We start from the raw sequence: 16128 nt of genomic DNA on the forward strand, positions 1-16128 counted from the left end.
TGGCAAGCGATTTATCCAATATTCTGGCTTAATCTTCAGTATTTTCTAAAAAAATATATGCATAACCATTTTTCAAAAATGCAAAAAACACCATATAAATATTTGTTTTTATTAACCTTACAAAATACACAACTTAAGTTGATCATCAAATTTTAGACCTATTTTCTAGACTCATCAGTTCATAAAAACCTAAATTTTGACGATTCAAACCCTAAAAAATGCCAATTTTTTTCTGCGCTTTTGTCTAATTTACACCCAGTAGATACCCTCCAAGAAACTGGCTAAATTAAATAAATCAACAGAATGTGCCAAGTTGCAGCATAAGCATTGTCGCTGTTGCTTTTATGTAGGATTAAGTTACACAAATCCCTTTGGATATGTCATAATTCAAGGCAATTCAAGGATTTTATTTTCGGTATTTTTTTTATGAATCTGGAGCGGGTCGATCTCAATTTATTAATTTATCTTGATGTACTTCTTCGTGAAAAAAATGTCACCCGTGCAGCGGAGCAATTGGGTGTTACCCAACCTGCAATGAGTAATATTTTACGTCGATTACGTAATTTGTTTAATGATCCCCTACTCATTCGCTCTTCTGAAGGCATGACGCCAACTGAACGTGCATTAGAATTACAACCGCGTATTCGAGATGCATTGTCAGACCTTTCAATGATTCTTGAGCCACGTACCGAATTCCGCCCTTATACCAGTAATCGTGTGTTCCGGATTATGACATCCGATTATGCTGAAGCCACACTTGTTCCACGCTTAGTGAAAGCATTACGCTCAGAAGCACCGAATGTCGTTTTAGACTTTCTGACGCCTAGTGATGTGTCTTATCGCGATATGGAGCAAGGCAAAGTTGACCTAGCCATTAACCGCTTCAATGAAATCCCGCAAAGCTTCCATCAAGTTTTAGTATGGCGCGATAGTTTTAGCTGTATTCTGAACGACAAACATCCTGCAGTAACTCACCTTAATTTAAAAAGCTATTTAGATGCACAACATATTTGGGTGTCTAAAACGGGTATGGGTGTAGGCTTTGGTGTCAATCCTGAGAAACAAGCAGGTCTAGGCTGGATCGATCAGGCTTTGGAACGTATTGGCCAACGTCGCAAAATTTCGGTCTTTACCCGCCATTATCAAATGCCAGCACTACTGGCGCAAAATGTAGATTTAATCGCAACCTTACCAACCCGTATGGCGCGTTTGCAAACTCAGAATCCACGACTGGTTATAAAGGATCCACCGTTCTATATTCCAGAATTTGAATTAAAAATGGCTTGGTGTCCATTATTACACCATCATCCTGCGCATCGTTGGCTCAGACAATTAATTCTTTTTGTTGCACGTCAAATGATCGAGGAAGAAAACCGCGAGTATTTGTTGAATAATGGCAATTCACAATTACCGCATAGCTTTTTTTAATTGAGCGGATTAGCTAGATGAAATTTCAGCCATATCTTAGGTGTGGCTGATTGTTTTAATAATAATATCAATAAAAACTTATTTCTTTTACTTATTGATAGATTATATTCTCTTAAAGAATAAGCGAGTGAAATAATGCCTAACCGACAATTATTTGCATAAGCGAACGTATAGGCTGTGTCCTACCAACAAAGGTGATGTATGGATATTTTCCAAAGCATGATGATTCTAGTAATTCTAGTCGCATGTTCATTCTTTTTATCCTTATCTGAAATCGCGATTGCTGGATCACGAAAACTCAAACTGAAACTCATTGCCGAAAGTGGCGAAGAACGTGCAAATAAAGTCATTGAGTTACAAGAAAACTCAGCAGACTTTTTTGCATCAACCCAAGTGGGTGTTAATGCTGTTGCGATCTTGGGCGGTATTGTCGGTGAATCCTCATTACGTCCTTACTTCCACAATTTGGCAACTGAACTTTATCCAGGACCTTGGGCAGACACGATTGGATTTAGTTTATCTTTTTTAACCGTTACCTCCCTTTTTATCTTATTTGCTGACTTAATGCCAAAACGCTTGGCAATGATCTTCCCAGAAAAACTGGCAATCAAAGTTATCAATCCCATTACCATTTTCATTAAAATCTGTAGACCTTTAGCATGGGTTATTAATATCATTGCCAATTCAATTTTTAGAATTTTTAAAATTGATACCAAGCGCGACGACAGCATGACCTTTGATGATATTTCTGCCATCGTAAATGCAGGTGCGCAAGCAGGTGTCTTACAAAAACAAGAACATCATTTCATTGAAAATGTATTTGAGCTTGAAGAGCGTACCGTGCCATCCAGCATGACAGCACGAGAAAACATTGTTTATTTCACTTTGAATGAAGCTGAGCATAGTATTCGTCAAAAGCTGGCTGATCATCCTTATTCAAAATTCTTAATTTGTAATGAACATATCGACCAAGTTATTGGCTATGTCGATGCCAAAGATATTTTAGTCCGTATTTTAAATAATCAGTCCTTTACGCAACTGAATGAATCGATTATCCGCAACGTTTTAATTATCCCAGACAGCCTTACGCTATCAGAACTTCTTGACCGTTTTCGCTCAACTAAAGAGAAGTTTGCAGTGGTAATCAATGAATATGCCTTAGTGGTCGGTGTGATTACCCTCAGTGATATTATGATCACGGTTATGGGCGACTGGGTGACCCCGATGGATGAAGAACAACAGATCATTAAACGTGATAATCATTCATGGCTGATTGATGGCAGCACTCCAATTGAAGATGTAAAACATGCGCTGGCAATTGAAGAATTCCCAGAAAATGAAAATTACGAAACCATTGCTGGCTTTATCATGTATCGTCTGCGCAAGATCCCACGCCCTGCAGATGCGGTTGAATATGCTGGCTTTAAATTTGAAGTAGTCGATATCGACCACTATAAAATTGACCAATTGCTGGTCACACAAATTATCCCTAGTCTGGAAAATGACACATCTGCGATGCAAGAAGACTAAGCTGAACAGTTCATAAAAAAAGCCCAACAATGGGCTTTTTTTATTTCATGGCAAACCAGATCAGAGCAGCCAAAATTAAGAAGATCAAAACCAAGACTTTAATTCCACCACGACTACGCTGTACCAATTGCTCTTGGATCTGTGCCTGTTCTTGTGGATGATCTTGCAGATACTGATCAATTAAGTCTTTAGATTCCTTGAGACCTAAACCTGTTTTTTCTCGCGTGATCTTAATGGCATCAATCAATTGCCCTGCTCTAAGCACATTGAGCGCTTCTGGCGGAATCTTCGGTGCTAAGGTCATAAAATTAACAATCCTTGTTATTTTCTATTGGAAACCACATCAGAGCAGGATGTTTAGAATCGCTTAATTTCCACCATACAATGAAATCAACTCATCAAGTACGGCTTGATAATGAATACCAATATCTTCTGCTAGGATTTTATAAGCATTATCAAACTGAACCATCGGCCAGCCTTCTTTCCAGAATGGGAAAATATTATGCAAATCGTGTGTAACTGTCGCATCTTCACGGCCGATGGCTTGTGCAACTTGTGCTAATACCTGAGCCGTTTCAGCACCATCAATTGCTAAATAATCAATACCACGCACTTTGAGAATACGAATACGGTCTTTTTTATAACGGATCTTTTTTGCCTGACCTGCATTCAAGCCCAATGCCAGTGTCACTGCTTCGACAAATTTTTCTTCAAAGCTCGTACTGAGTGCAACCAAAGCCTGTTTATGTGCTTCTTGGCGACCAGCTTTTCCCCCACTACGGATCATCTCATTTGCTTCCGTATCCAGCTTATCTTTTTTCATAGACTGTAAAATGTCTAAAATTTCGATATCGCTTAAAGATTCAGGAGATTGCTCAATCATGGGAGTCCTAATACACAAAAATAAAAAAGTATTGTCTCATAAAAGCAATATTAAAGCAGAATAAAAATTTAAAATGGTTTGCCGTCTTTACTGTATTTGTGGCACTTACTCTAGAATTCAGGTTTATGAAATCAGATCTTTTTTTAATTATTGTTTATTTATTTGCCAAATACATTTTACCCCGATAATATTATTTTACCCAGATAAAAATATGTGATTAAAATGAATACTCAAACCACCTACACTGCATTTAATGGCAGTACACAGGTCGCAACTGGCCAGCCGACTGAGCTTGCGATCAAGATCAGACATCTATCTCAGGCAAATGAAAATATTTTGATTTTTAATGATCAAACAGGTCAACAAATTGATCTTGACCTTTCGGGTTCTGAACAAGAGTTATTACAACGCTATAGCGAACCTGAGCCAACTAAACGAGTTGGAAGGCCTAAACTTGGGGTTATTTCTCGTGAAATCACTTTACAGAAGAAGCATTGGGATTGGTTAGATCAACAAAGTGCCAGCGCATCGGCTGTGATCCGCAAGTTGATTGATAAAGAGCTGAATGATCCTAATTCTGAAAGTAATATCATGCTTGCCAAACAAGCTACTGACCGCTTTATGTCTGCGATGTTAGGCAATATGCCAAATTATGAAGAAGCAACCCGTGCTTTATATCAGGGGGATCAAGAGGTTTTCTTAAAATTAATTAAAGATTATCCTAAAGATATAAAAGAATATTTAGTTTTCAAAACACGTCATATTTTCTAAATGCATTCTTTTTATCATCTGTTAAAATAACTTGCTCTACTCATTTCAAATGGTAGAGCATTTTACAAACATTTAATGACAATCATTATTTAGTCGTCATATAAAAATTCTATTCAAAGATCTAAAAATAGAGATATAAAAAGGACAAGTTCAATGGCCAAACTTAAGAATGAAAATTTCCTTTATATTGGTCTATTTGTTTTGCTCTGGGGAAGTGCTGCAATTTTTACCAAATGGGGACTTCATCATGGTGCAGCAATCCCCTTCCTGTTTTTCCGCTTTTTAATTGCTACAGCGTTAATTTTATTCTTTTGTGCAATTTCAAAACAGCCTTTTTATCCACAAAATACCTCTTTTAAATATGTCATTCTTACCGGTTGCTTTTTAATTACAGGTTATACCCTGTTTTATTTTTTATCGCTTGAATTTGGAATTTCCCCAGGCCTCCTTTCCACCATCCTTGCATTACAGCCTATTTTGACCTTTTTTATAACTGAGAAAAGTTTTTCCAAAGTTAAGCTTATAGGGCTACTGCTTAGTTTTTTTGGAATCATTTGTTTGGTTTATAACAATATGTTTATCAATAAATTATCTTTATGGGCAACGCTTGCTTCAATTATGTGCCTAGCATGTATTACGACAGGTGTGATTCTACAAAGAAAAATTTCTGAAAAACCATGGCATGTTTTACCACTACAATATGCCATTTCTTTGATTTTCATTATTTTTATCATTCCTTTTCAATCATTTAATTTTGAGATGAATTGGGGCTTTTGGATTCCTGTTTTATATCAAGGCATTATTGTTTCTGTTATTGCTCAACTCATTTTTTATAAATTATTACAATCAGGCAATCTGGTGAATACAACCAGCTTATTCTATCTTGTACCGCTTGTGACCTTAGTACTCGACTTTATTATTTTTAGCACTCAACTCTCTGGGTTTGACTATGTTGGAATTATCGCAATATTGAGTGGGGTTTATTTGGTATACCGAAAAACCATTAAAAGTAATAATATCGTAGCATTAGAAGGCTCCAAAGATACTTCACCCTAATTATCTAAACAGACACAAACAATCAACTCTCAACCTCACAAACGTCATCAGATGATTTATGTAAAGATAAAAAAACCCGCTTACGCGGGTTTTTCAAAATCAATTCAGTCGATTAAAGACGAACTAACTCCACCACTTTCTCAGCGGCTTCTTCAACCGTTTCAGCAGCAATCTCTGTATCTGTACCATCCACAGTCGTTGTGATAATAACAACGCCCGTTTCACGTAACAAGGCAATCTGCTCAACCGTTAAATTTGCTTTTGCAATGGCAACTACACCTTGTTGAATCAATAAGCTTTCTAATGCTTGAGCTTTCTCGATCAACGATGCAGACACACCAATTACCGCAGGTTTTTGACCTAAACGTGCCGCACGATCTTCTGCAGTCACAGGATTGCTATGCGCCGTCCATTCAACTGCAGCTTCAACCATACCTGCACCAACAGTCACATTGCTGAGACGGTCAATAAAGATAAATGAACCAGTGTAACGGCTATCTTGATATTGATCGAAGACCACTGGCGCATCAAACTCAACCACAACATCCGCAATTGCATTCAACTCAAGCTCTTCAACTTGCGTATGTTCCAATGTATTCACATTAACACGGAAGTTAATTGCAGTGACTTTTGCTGGAACAGTTTGCGTGCCAATTTTAACGTTGTACAGCTTACCTTTCACCAACGGATGTTCATTCATCCACACCACTGAAGCACGTACACTACGTGAAATCAAAGGTTGCTCGCCTGCACGGACCAAAACGTTACCACGAGAAATATCAATTTCATCGTTTAAAGTTAACGTCACGGCTTGACCAGCAACAGCTTGTTCAAGATTGCCATCAAAGGTGACGATTTCTTTCACCGTTGATTTTTTGCCAGATGGCAAAGCAACAATTTCATCACCAACGTTGATTTCACCCAACGCTATGGTTCCCGCGAAACCACGGAAATCGAGGTTTGGACGATTCACATATTGAACAGGGAAACGGAATTCATGTTTATTTGATTCACGTTTAATTTCCACTGATTCAAGAATGCTCATCAAGGTTTGACCCTTGTACCACGGCGTACTTGCTGATGGATTCACCACGTTATCGCCATTCAGTGCCGAGATCGGTACGAACACAATATTTTCAGGACGACGATCACCAAGTTGGCTGACGAAAGCATCATATTCAACTTGGATTTCATTGAAGCGCGCTTCAGAGAATTCCACCAAGTCCATCTTGTTAATCGCAACCACGATATTTTTAATACCGAGCAAGCTTGCGATAAATGAGTGACGGCGCGTTTGTGTTTGCACACCATAGCGCGCATCAATCAAGATAATCGCAAGATCAGCTGTCGATGCACCGGTTGCCATGTTACGCGTATATTGTTCATGTCCTGGTGTATCTGCAATGATGAACTTACGCTTTTCTGTAGAGAAATAACGATAAGCGACATCAATGGTAATGCCCTGCTCACGTTCAGCCTGCAAGCCATCGACCAGTAAGGCAAGGTCAGGCGCATCACCTGTGGTTCCCACTTTCTTACTGTCACGGGTCACCGCTTGCAATTGATCTTCATAAATCAATTTTGAATCATAAAGTAAACGACCAATTAAGGTACTTTTACCATCATCGACGTTACCGCAAGTCAAAAAGCGCAATAAATCTTTTTGCTCATGTTGTTTTAAATAGCCCAAGATGTCTTGGCTAATAAGATCTGATTGATGAGACATTGCTCAAAACTCCACAAAATTTTTGAAATCGAATTTGCCAAGCAGCTTAGAAATAACCTTCTTGCTTTTTCTTTTCCATCGAGCCCGCCTCATCATGGTCAATCATACGACCTTGACGCTCTGAGCTCGTGGCCAAAAGCATTTCTTGGATAATTTCAGGCAAGGTATCTGCTTCAGACTCAACTGCACCCGTTAGCGGATAACAGCCAAGCGTACGGAAACGTACCGATTTCATTTGTGGAACTTCACCCTCTTTTAAACGCATACGTTCATCATCCACCATGATCAACGTACCACTACGTTCTACCACAGGACGAACGGCAGAGAAATAAAGCGGAACGATTTGAATATTCTCTAAGTAGATATATTGCCAGATGTCTAACTCAGTCCAGTTCGACAATGGGAATACACGAATACTTTCGCCTTTGTTCACTTTACCGTTGTAAAGATTCCAAAGTTCTGGACGCTGGTTTTTAGGATCCCAACGATGCTTATTATCACGGAAAGAATAAACACGTTCTTTGGCACGAGATTTTTCTTCATCACGACGTGCACCACCAAAAGCAGCATCGAACTGATACTTATCCAAAGCTTGTTTTAAACCTTGGGTTTTCATGATGTCAGTATATTTTGAACTGCCGTGATCGAACGGGTTAATCCCAGCCTCACGACCTTCTACATTTTGATGCACGATCAAATCAAAGCCATGCGTTTTCGCCATGTTGTCACGGAACGCAATCATGTCTTTAAACTTCCAACCGGTATCTACATGCAGTAGCGGGAATGGCAGTTTTGCTGGATAGAATGCTTTTAATGCCAAGTGCAGCATCACCGCTGAATCTTTACCAATCGAGTAAAGCATCACAGGGTTTTCAAATTCAGCTGCAACTTCACGAATAATATGAATACTTTCTGCCTCAAGTTGTTTGAGGTGAGTCAATCTATTTTCAGTCATGTACAATTTCCTCCTTATCCATGCTATCCATAAAATCTATAAGTGATATTAAACCACCACTTTGAAGACTGTGTGGAGGAACGAGTGCCATAACAACTCCAATTTTTCATGATATCGATATTCTTACTTGCAGTAGAATTTGCTACTGAGTAAAGGTTATTCATTATAATAATTTAGATTGAGTTCTTTAGCTTGTTTTTTCATATCAATATGCAAAATTATGATATGAAAATAAGATTCTGGAATATCAATACAACCAATTTCACATAAATCAAAAACAAAAAAAGAAGCCTAAAGGCTTCTTTTTTCAATCATTTAGCTTCTATCAAAAACCAAACATTTTACGCTCTAATGGAATTTCTACACCAACAGAAACGCCACCATCACGCCCATTTAGATCAGAATCACTGACCCAACCATTCACTTTTAAAGGAATAGTCGGTTTTAAATAATGCGTCCAAGTCAAATCGAGGCCTTTTACGGTATCTTCTTTTGGAAATGCTGCGTTAATAGATAAGTTAGATTGGTTCACTTTGGCGTAAATCACACGACCATTTAAACGGTTCATGAGATCAAAACGAATATCTCCACCAACCGAATACATCTGACTATCCCCACCAATAGCATGGCCTAATGAAAAACCATGTTGGTAATAACCATCTGTGTAAACATAGTGGTTATATGACACAGCATCTACTTTTCCATTTGTACGAGTATCTGCCCATTCAGCATAAAGTTGATATGGCATATTTTTATAAGCAGATGAGAAATCTATACCAGCCAAATACATTTTTTTAGCAGGTAACAACCCAGCTTCATCCTCACCCACATATTGCCCATACAAACCGATAGGTACTTGCAATAATTGTTGTGTATTTAAGCGAACATCAAATCCTGCAATTTGATTCGATTTATCCGTATCATAATCAAGATTATCATTCCCTTTAATGGCATTCCAAAGTGAGTCAAGGCTTTCTGAACGCCCTTCTCCGCCCCATTGTAAGACACGGGAAGCACCAAGCTCAAGAGCAGGAAAAGGTTGTGCGGTAACACGTAAACCTAGCAGTTTTGCATCAGGAACAGCTTTATAATCATCTAGCTGCCCTCCAAATAGTTGATATTGCCAAGGCCCAATCCAAGACAACCATTTGGTCTCAAAGGCATTTTGAACAGCACGTTGAACAGTGACACCATACACTGGACGACTCGCATCACCACGGATCAAGCTGCCGTCATGACCTGGCCCCCAGTAGGTTGGAATTTGACCCGCAATGACCCACTGGTTCCAAAGCTTACCTGCGATATATGAGCCTTCAACATTGGCATCATGTCCATTATCGATCAGTGGATCTTTCTCACCATTCACACGGAGTTTAGCATCCCAGTTTTCACCGCCTGCATTAAACTCAGCGGCAATTTGATATTGTGATTTTTGATTATCACCAAATGCTTGAGGAATCGTTTTAAGATCAGTACCTGCATGTAAACCAGCTTTTACAGTTGCGTTATCCGCTTGCAGTGCATGCACGACTGAATCAATAACTTTTTGTTGAGTCGTATTGCTCACCTTAGCTTGAGATAGAGCACGTTGAATTTCGTCACCACTCATTGGCCAAGTCGATGTACTGATTTGTATAACACCTTGTTGGTTTAACCAATTCAGGTCCGTTCTTAAATTTTGATCATTTAACACCAGACCCTGAGCAAATACAGGAGAAGAAAGAGAGGCAAATAACGCCATATAAAGCGATTTTTTTAAAAACATGTCCAAACTGTTCTCAAATATATTTATGCACACATGATCGTTGGTTTATGCATACTTTTCAATCGTCAAACGAAACAATTACATTTTTTAACGGTAAAGAAAAAAAGCCACTTCAATGAAGTGGCTTTTTAAATACATCTAAAGCTTAATCTTTACGGCGCATATGCGGGAATAACAAGACATCGCGGATACTTGGTGCATTCGCAAATAACATCACCAAACGGTCAATACCAATGCCCTGACCAGCTGTCGGCGGTAAACCATATTCCAACGCTTCAATAAAGTCGGCATCGTAATGCATGGCTTCATCATCACCCGCATCCTTCTCGGCCACTTGTGCTTGGAATCGCTCAGCTTGATCAATCGGATCGTTTAACTCGGAGAAGCCATTTGCCAACTCACGACCACCAATAAAGAATTCGAAACGATCTGTAATATGTGGGTTATCATCATTACGACGTGCCAATGGAGAAGTTTCCGCTGGATATTCCGTAATGAATGTTGGCTGACGTAATTGCGTTTCTACAGTTTCTTCAAATACGATGGTTTGTAACTTACCTAAACCGAATCCTGGTTTTACTTTCTCTTTCAACACATCTTGAGTGAACTTCGCCAAAAACTCACGGTCATTGACATTTTCAGGTGTAAATGTTGGGTTATGCTCAAGAATCGCATCAAACATTGAGATTTTTTTGAATGGACCTTTGAAGCTATAGACTTCTTCACCATATGGCACATCAGTAGAGCCTAAGATATCAACTGCCAATTTTTCCAGCATGTTTTCAGTCAGTACCATCAAGTCTTTATAGTCAGCATAGGCTTGATAGAACTCAATCATGGTGAATTCTGGATTATGACGTGTTGAAACCCCTTCATTACGGAAGTTACGGTTGATTTCAAAAACACGTTCAAAACCACCGACCACAAGGCGTTTTAAATACAGTTCTGGCGCAATACGGAGGTAAAGCTCCATATCCAAGGCATTATGATGCGTTACGAATGGTTTTGCAGATGCGCCACCAGGAATCACATGCATCATCGGCGTTTCAACTTCCATGAAACGTTCATTGGTCAAAAATGCACGAATACCTGCCACCACTTTGGCACGAATTTCAAAGGTTTTACGCGTTTCTTCGTTTACGATTAAATCTAAATAACGTTTACGATATTTCGCTTCAGTATCTGTTAAACCATGGAATTTATCTGGAAGTGGTCGAAGTGATTTAGTGAGTAATTCAAAGCCTTCAAGGTGAACATATAAGTCACCTTTACCAGAACGCCCAATATAGCCTTCAGCCGCAATAATATCGCCAAGGTCTAAGCTTTTAATGGTTTCTAAAATGTCTGTCGGTAAACCTTTACGGTCAACATACAGTTGGATACGACCTGTCATGTCTTGGATCACGATGAATGATCCACGGTTGAGCATGACACGGCCCGCAACTTTTACATAAACTTTTTCAGCGCCTTCAATTTGCGCTTTGTCTTGGTCTTTAAATTGTTCTTGCAAATCAGCAGTGTAGTGCTCACGTTTAAACGTGTTTGGCCACGGGCTCTTACCCGTTTGTTTTGCAGTCTCTTGGATTTGCTTTAATTTGGCATGACGCTGTGCGATTAAATCGTTTTCGGAAAGTGTTTGTTCAGAAGTCGATTGAGCGTTTTGTTGCGTCATCTCTGCCTCGATTAAGTAAAAAATGAAGTGACATAGAATAGCAGATCACAACCCATTTTCGTATTGTTTCAACCAGACAATTCAAAAAAATCAAGATTGATCGTTTTTTGAATCTAGATAACGCAGCAATTCACTGTCAGAAAGCGCTTACGAATGTATTATTTTTCAGCCAAATGTTTCACCATGGCAAGCCCTTGATCAAAGCCTTTATTCATAAATTCCGCATGTTCAGGTTGAATTTCCACTTCAACATGCAGTTGGGTTTCACCATTAAAATCAAACAGCATATATTTCTCTAAAGCACCCGCCCAAGCTTTCACCTCCTCACTGTCAAGATCTTCCTTGCCATCTTGAATCATTCCAAGATGTTTAAACACAATCTCTTTAGGTTCTTCTATGCTTTCAATGGTAGACACCATGCCGTTGCCTTTACCATCACCAAAAAAAGTCTTACCACCTACTTTCCAATCGGTTTTCATGGTTGAATCGCAGGCAAAGAATTTTGTCCATGCCTGATAACTCTCAGGTGTCCACAAAACCTCCCAAACTTTCTCTGGCGTTGCATAAATTTTTATATTATATGACAGAGTTTCCATGCTCTATTCTCCATTTTCATTGTTGTGATTCATCATAACTTGATTCTGAATGTTTGTTTTTTATACACACTATATTCATACGATTATTCATTTTTAATTACATAAGCATTTATATTGCTGTAAAAAATTAGAGTAATTGCTCAAATAACAAGACTTTCAGATAAAATTGCCATATCGCTTTTTGAATAAATGATTAAACTCTTGCATTTACTTTACTTAAATGGCGTTCTGCGTAAAAATCTAACTCCCGATCAACACAAGTTAGTTCTATTGCAGCGATCGTAGCGACATTATGGAATAGTTTTACTGAAAGGCAATTTGAGCATACCTATCAGTTTGGAGAGTCACATGAAAAAATATCAATGTATCGTTTGTGGTTGGATTTACGACGAAGCAGAAGGTTGGCCACAAGACGGCATTGCAGCAGGAACCAAATGGGAAGATATCCCAGATGATTGGACTTGCCCAGATTGCGGCGTTTCAAAAGCTGATTTTGAAATGATTGAAATCTAAATAGATCGAGAAGGCCGTGACAATGATCATGGTCTTTTTTTTGCTATTGTTTGTTTTTAAATAAGAAAATATTGGAGAAGAGAATGCATCCTATCGTTATCATCGGATCAGGTATGGCGGGTTATACCCTTGCTCGAGAGTTTCGTAAACTGAGTCCTGAACAAGAACTCGTTATGATCTGCGCGGATGATGCGGTAAATTATGCAAAACCAACATTATCCAATGCCTTCGCAGGCAATAAAGCACCTGAACAAATTGCTTTAGGCGATGCCAACAAAATGGCAACTCAACTGAATATGCGCATTGAAGCAGAAACCTGGGTGAAAGAAATCAATGCAGCAAACCACGAACTCACATTAGAAAAAAATGGTGAAACGGTTACTCAACCTTATTCAAAACTGGTGCTTGCAGTCGGTGCAAACCCAATACGCTTAGCCATTGCTGGCGATGGCAGTGATGATATTCATGTGGTGAATTCACTCATCGACTATCGTACTTTCCGTGAAAATCTCGCAAAACGTAAAGACAAACGCGTGGTGATTCTCGGTGCGGGTCTTATTGGTTGTGAATTTGCCAACGATCTTTTGCATAGCAATTATGATGTCACCGTGATTGACCTTGCAGCACAACCTTTGGGTCGTTTATTACCAAACCACGTTGCTGAAGCCTTCAAAACCAACCTGGAACAAGCGGGTATCAAGTTCGCCCTTTCTACGACCGTTGAAAAAGTATCGAAGATCAACGATGGTGAAGACTACGCAGTCACCTTAGCCAATGGCCAAACTTTGGTTGCGGACATTGTTCTTTCTGCAATTGGTTTACAGCCAAACATTGCTTTGGCTAAAGCAGCAGACATCCAAACTAGTCGTGGCATTATTACCAATACTTTATTAGAAACCAATCAGGCTGATGTTTATGCTGTGGGTGACTGTGCTGAAGTGAATGGTACCTTGTTGCCATTTGTCATGCCGATCATGCAACAAGCACGGGCTTTGGCAAAAACACTGAGTGGTCAAACGACAGCCGTACACTACCCTGCTATGCCAGTTGCGGTAAAAACACCTGCTGCCCCATTGACCGTTTTACCCGCTCCGCTTGATGTTGATGTGAACTGGGAAACTGAAGAGTTTGATGATGGTATGTTGGCAAAAGCGGCCGACGGCGAAGGCACTTTGAGAGGATTTGTCCTACTCGGTGCAACCGCAGCGAAACAGCGTTTAACCTTAACCAAGTTGGTTCCAGACTTGATTCCTGCACAGGTTTAAGGTTTAAATACGGGAGTTTGCTGGAAAAGAACATCCAGCAAACGCTCAACCAATAAGAAGAATTCAACTCGGAACAAATACCATGAACAGTGCCCTTCAATTTAATGTGTCGCCTTATGCTTCATTTATGCAAGAAACCAAAGTCACTTTGGGCAATGGGATCGAGTTGCATGTTGAAATGGGGGGTAATCCTGAGCACCCAACCATCTTATTGATCATGGGCTTAGGCGCTCAAATGCTGTTCTGGCCAGATTTCTTTTGTAAGGCCTTAATTGATCAAGGTTTCCGTGTCGTCCGTTTCGATAACCGTGATATCGGTTTATCTTCTAAAATTCGTAATAAAGGAAAACGACTCAACACCATGAAACTGATGAGTCGCTTCATGTTTGGCCTTGGCAATGAAGGCGCACCATATACCCTGTATGATATGGCGGATGATGTATCCATGCTGATTGATCAGTTAGGTATTGAGAAAACTTATATTATTGGCGCCTCTATGGGCGGGATGATTTCACAGATTGTTGCAGCAAAATATCCAGAAAAAGTAGAAAAAATCGGTTTATTATTTACCAGTAATAATCAGCCTTTTCTCCCTCCCCCTTTTCCAAAGCAACTTTTTAGCTTATTAGGAAAGCCTGAAGGGCATGATGAAGAAACCATTATTAATCACAGTTTGAATGTTTTTCGTATTATTGGTTCTCCTGGTTATGTCAATCCAGTTGAGTCAATTCAAACCATTCGTAAATTATATCGACGTAGTTTCTATCCAGCGGGTGTACTTCAACAATTTTTAGCAATATTATGTACGGGTTCTTTGTTACCATTGAACAAGACGATTACTCAGCCAACTCTGGTTGTACATGGCTCAAAAGATCGCCTATTACCACCGAGTCACGGGAAAGCTGTTGCAAAAGCAATTTCTGGTGCTAAGTTTGAATTAATCCAAGGAATGGGGCATGATATTCCTGCACATTTCATTCCACAACTTAGTGGTTTATTTGCTCACCACTTTAGATCATCACACTAGGACACTATGGCTGCATTACCCTCATTAAGACAGCTATCATATTTAGTTACGTTGTCAGAAACTTTACATTTTACTGAAGCAGCGCGTCGTTCCTTTGTCACCCAGTCAACGTTATCGGGCGGCATCATGGAGTTAGAGCGTTTATTAGGTGGCGTCTTAGTTGAGCGTGATCGTCAAAACGTCCGTTTAACCCCCTTAGGTGAACAGGTTGTGGCTCGTGCACGGGTACTACTGGCCGATGCTCAAGACCTGATGCGTTTAAGTCGAGAAATGAGTGAACCACTAACAGGTGATTTACATCTCGGTATTATTCCAACCATTGCACCGTTTATCTTGACGCAATTGCTCGATGAAGTTCATCAACAACTACCCAAAATCCAACTGCATCTACACGAAGCGCAAAGCGAGAAGATTGTAGAGAAACTGGAACACGGTAATTTAGATATGATCGTGCTTGCGCTTCCATTTGACACGCGTAGTTTAAAAGTCGCTGAAATTGCCAAAGAACACCTGTTCCTTGTATATAACAAGCAAGATACCAATGCAGCCAATGCAAACTCTTTAGATGATTTGGATTTATCACGTTTGATGTTACTTGAAGAAGGACATTGTCTACGTGATCACGCACTCAGTGCCTGCCCTGTTGGCGAACGTAAAAATGATCACCGCTTAAAAGCGAGTTCATTGCCAACCTTGGTGGAGATGGTCTCTTCAGATTTAGGTTTTACCCTGTTACCTGAGATTGCACTGAAAAACAGTATGATTCATTTCAATGAAGATATTGCAGTGAAATCAATTGAAGCCGCACCAAGCCGCACGCTCGCTTTAGTGACGCGTAAAAGTACGCCATTGCAAAGCGAATTTGATGTGATCTTGCAGATTCTGCAGAAAATCACCGCTCATTTAACTTAATAAAACAAAAAAGCCTGTAATTAAATTAC

15 protein-coding genes are annotated in these 16128 nt (G+C 39.5%); 8 read left to right on the plus strand and 7 right to left on the minus strand.

Going from position 1 to position 16128, the window contains the following annotated elements:
• Positions 1-426 precede the first annotated feature (426 nt).
• Both F957_RS09110 and paeA read left to right on the plus strand, forming a co-directional pair.
• On the plus strand, positions 427-1428 hold the full coding sequence (locus F957_RS09110; protein WP_004652708.1) for a LysR family transcriptional regulator: 1002 nt from the start codon (positions 427-429) through the stop codon (positions 1426-1428).
• 201 nt (positions 1429-1629) lie between these two features.
• Positions 1630-2958, plus strand: a complete 1329-nt coding sequence (paeA, locus tag F957_RS09105; RefSeq protein WP_016540528.1) for a polyamine export protein PaeA — start codon at positions 1630-1632, stop codon at positions 2956-2958.
• Between the two features lie 40 nt (positions 2959-2998).
• On the opposite strand, the gene F957_RS09100 is transcribed toward paeA, so the two are convergent.
• Entirely contained in the window at positions 2999-3262 is a 264-nt protein-coding gene (locus tag F957_RS09100; RefSeq protein ID WP_016540527.1) for a hypothetical protein, read from the minus strand.
• Positions 3263-3325: 63 nt separating this feature from the next.
• On the minus strand, positions 3326-3841 hold the full coding sequence (locus F957_RS09095) for a hypothetical protein (protein ID WP_016540526.1): 516 nt from the start codon (positions 3839-3841) through the stop codon (positions 3326-3328).
• A gap of 213 nt (positions 3842-4054) precedes the next feature.
• On the opposite strand from F957_RS09095, the gene F957_RS09090 reads away from it, so the two are divergent.
• Together F957_RS09090 and F957_RS09085 are read left to right on the plus strand one after the other, a co-directional pair.
• Positions 4055-4612 (plus strand): DUF2239 family protein, encoded by a 558-nt coding sequence (locus tag F957_RS09090; RefSeq protein ID WP_171068292.1) that lies wholly within the window; start codon positions 4055-4057, stop codon positions 4610-4612.
• A gap of 153 nt (positions 4613-4765) precedes the next feature.
• Positions 4766-5668, plus strand: coding sequence for a DMT family transporter (locus F957_RS09085; RefSeq protein WP_016540524.1), 903 nt, complete (start codon positions 4766-4768; stop codon positions 5666-5668).
• Between the two features lie 112 nt (positions 5669-5780).
• Here F957_RS09085 and cysN read toward each other — a convergent pair whose 3' ends face one another.
• From cysN to F957_RS09060, 5 genes are all read right to left on the minus strand, one after another.
• Positions 5781-7394, minus strand: a complete 1614-nt coding sequence (gene cysN, locus F957_RS09080) for a sulfate adenylyltransferase subunit CysN (protein WP_016540523.1) — start codon at positions 7392-7394, stop codon at positions 5781-5783.
• Between the two features lie 46 nt (positions 7395-7440).
• A complete protein-coding gene (gene cysD / locus F957_RS09075) occupies positions 7441-8349 on the minus strand; it encodes a sulfate adenylyltransferase subunit CysD (protein ID WP_005243206.1) in 909 nt (302 codons plus the stop codon).
• 325 nt (positions 8350-8674) lie between these two features.
• Positions 8675-10114 (minus strand): capsule assembly Wzi family protein, encoded by a 1440-nt coding sequence (locus F957_RS09070; protein WP_016540522.1) that lies wholly within the window; start codon positions 10112-10114, stop codon positions 8675-8677.
• A gap of 145 nt (positions 10115-10259) precedes the next feature.
• The gene (gene lysS, locus F957_RS09065; RefSeq protein ID WP_016540521.1) at positions 10260-11786 is read right to left on the minus strand and encodes a lysine--tRNA ligase; all 1527 of its coding nucleotides are present in this window, start codon (positions 11784-11786) and stop codon (positions 10260-10262) included.
• Positions 11787-11944: 158 nt separating this feature from the next.
• Entirely contained in the window at positions 11945-12382 is a 438-nt protein-coding gene (locus F957_RS09060) for an SRPBCC family protein (RefSeq protein WP_016540520.1), read from the minus strand.
• A gap of 348 nt (positions 12383-12730) precedes the next feature.
• On the opposite strand from F957_RS09060, the gene rubA reads away from it, so the two are divergent.
• The 4 genes from rubA (at position 12731) to oxyR (ending at position 16099) form a co-directional block, all read left to right on the plus strand.
• Complete coding sequence (gene rubA, locus F957_RS09055; protein ID WP_000760495.1) at positions 12731-12895, plus strand: rubredoxin RubA; 165 nt, start codon at positions 12731-12733, stop codon at positions 12893-12895.
• Between the two features lie 83 nt (positions 12896-12978).
• Complete coding sequence (gene rubB, locus F957_RS09050; protein WP_016540519.1) at positions 12979-14160, plus strand: rubredoxin reductase RubB; 1182 nt, start codon at positions 12979-12981, stop codon at positions 14158-14160.
• 82 nt (positions 14161-14242) lie between these two features.
• Positions 14243-15187 carry an esterase EstB gene (estB, locus tag F957_RS09045; protein ID WP_016540518.1) on the plus strand — a complete coding sequence of 315 codons (945 nt, stop codon included), beginning with the start codon at positions 14243-14245 and terminating at the stop codon, positions 15185-15187.
• A gap of 6 nt (positions 15188-15193) precedes the next feature.
• Entirely contained in the window at positions 15194-16099 is a 906-nt protein-coding gene (oxyR, locus tag F957_RS09040; RefSeq protein WP_004652692.1) for a LysR family transcriptional regulator OxyR, read from the plus strand.
• Positions 16100-16128 lie beyond the last annotated feature (29 nt).

The sequence above is a fragment of the Acinetobacter gyllenbergii CIP 110306 = MTCC 11365 genome (assembly GCF_000413855.1).
Taxonomy (GTDB): Bacteria; Pseudomonadota; Gammaproteobacteria; order Pseudomonadales; family Moraxellaceae; genus Acinetobacter; species Acinetobacter gyllenbergii.

Excerpts from the sequence above, each read along its gene's own strand:
- F957_RS09095 (WP_016540526.1), bottom strand. The coding sequence starts at position 3,841 with ATGATTGAGCAATCTCCTGAATCTTTAAGCGATATCGAAATTTTAGAC.
- F957_RS09085 (WP_016540524.1), top strand. The coding sequence starts at position 4,766 with ATGGCCAAACTTAAGAATGAAAATTTCCTTTATATTGGTCTATTTGTT.
- oxyR (WP_004652692.1), top strand. The coding sequence starts at position 15,194 with ATGGCTGCATTACCCTCATTAAGACAGCTATCATATTTAGTTACGTTG.
- F957_RS09110 (WP_004652708.1), top strand. The coding sequence starts at position 427 with ATGAATCTGGAGCGGGTCGATCTCAATTTATTAATTTATCTTGATGTA.
- F957_RS09070 (WP_016540522.1), bottom strand. The coding sequence starts at position 10,114 with ATGTTTTTAAAAAAATCGCTTTATATGGCGTTATTTGCCTCTCTTTCT.
- rubA (WP_000760495.1), top strand. The coding sequence starts at position 12,731 with ATGAAAAAATATCAATGTATCGTTTGTGGTTGGATTTACGACGAAGCA.
- F957_RS09100 (WP_016540527.1), bottom strand. The coding sequence starts at position 3,262 with ATGACCTTAGCACCGAAGATTCCGCCAGAAGCGCTCAATGTGCTTAGA.
- F957_RS09060 (WP_016540520.1), bottom strand. The coding sequence starts at position 12,382 with ATGGAAACTCTGTCATATAATATAAAAATTTATGCAACGCCAGAGAAA.
- rubB (WP_016540519.1), top strand. The coding sequence starts at position 12,979 with ATGCATCCTATCGTTATCATCGGATCAGGTATGGCGGGTTATACCCTT.
- lysS (WP_016540521.1), bottom strand. The coding sequence starts at position 11,786 with ATGACGCAACAAAACGCTCAATCGACTTCTGAACAAACACTTTCCGAA.
- estB (WP_016540518.1), top strand. The coding sequence starts at position 14,243 with ATGAACAGTGCCCTTCAATTTAATGTGTCGCCTTATGCTTCATTTATG.
- paeA (WP_016540528.1), top strand. The coding sequence starts at position 1,630 with ATGGATATTTTCCAAAGCATGATGATTCTAGTAATTCTAGTCGCATGT.
- cysN (WP_016540523.1), bottom strand. The coding sequence starts at position 7,394 with ATGTCTCATCAATCAGATCTTATTAGCCAAGACATCTTGGGCTATTTA.
- cysD (WP_005243206.1), bottom strand. The coding sequence starts at position 8,349 with ATGACTGAAAATAGATTGACTCACCTCAAACAACTTGAGGCAGAAAGT.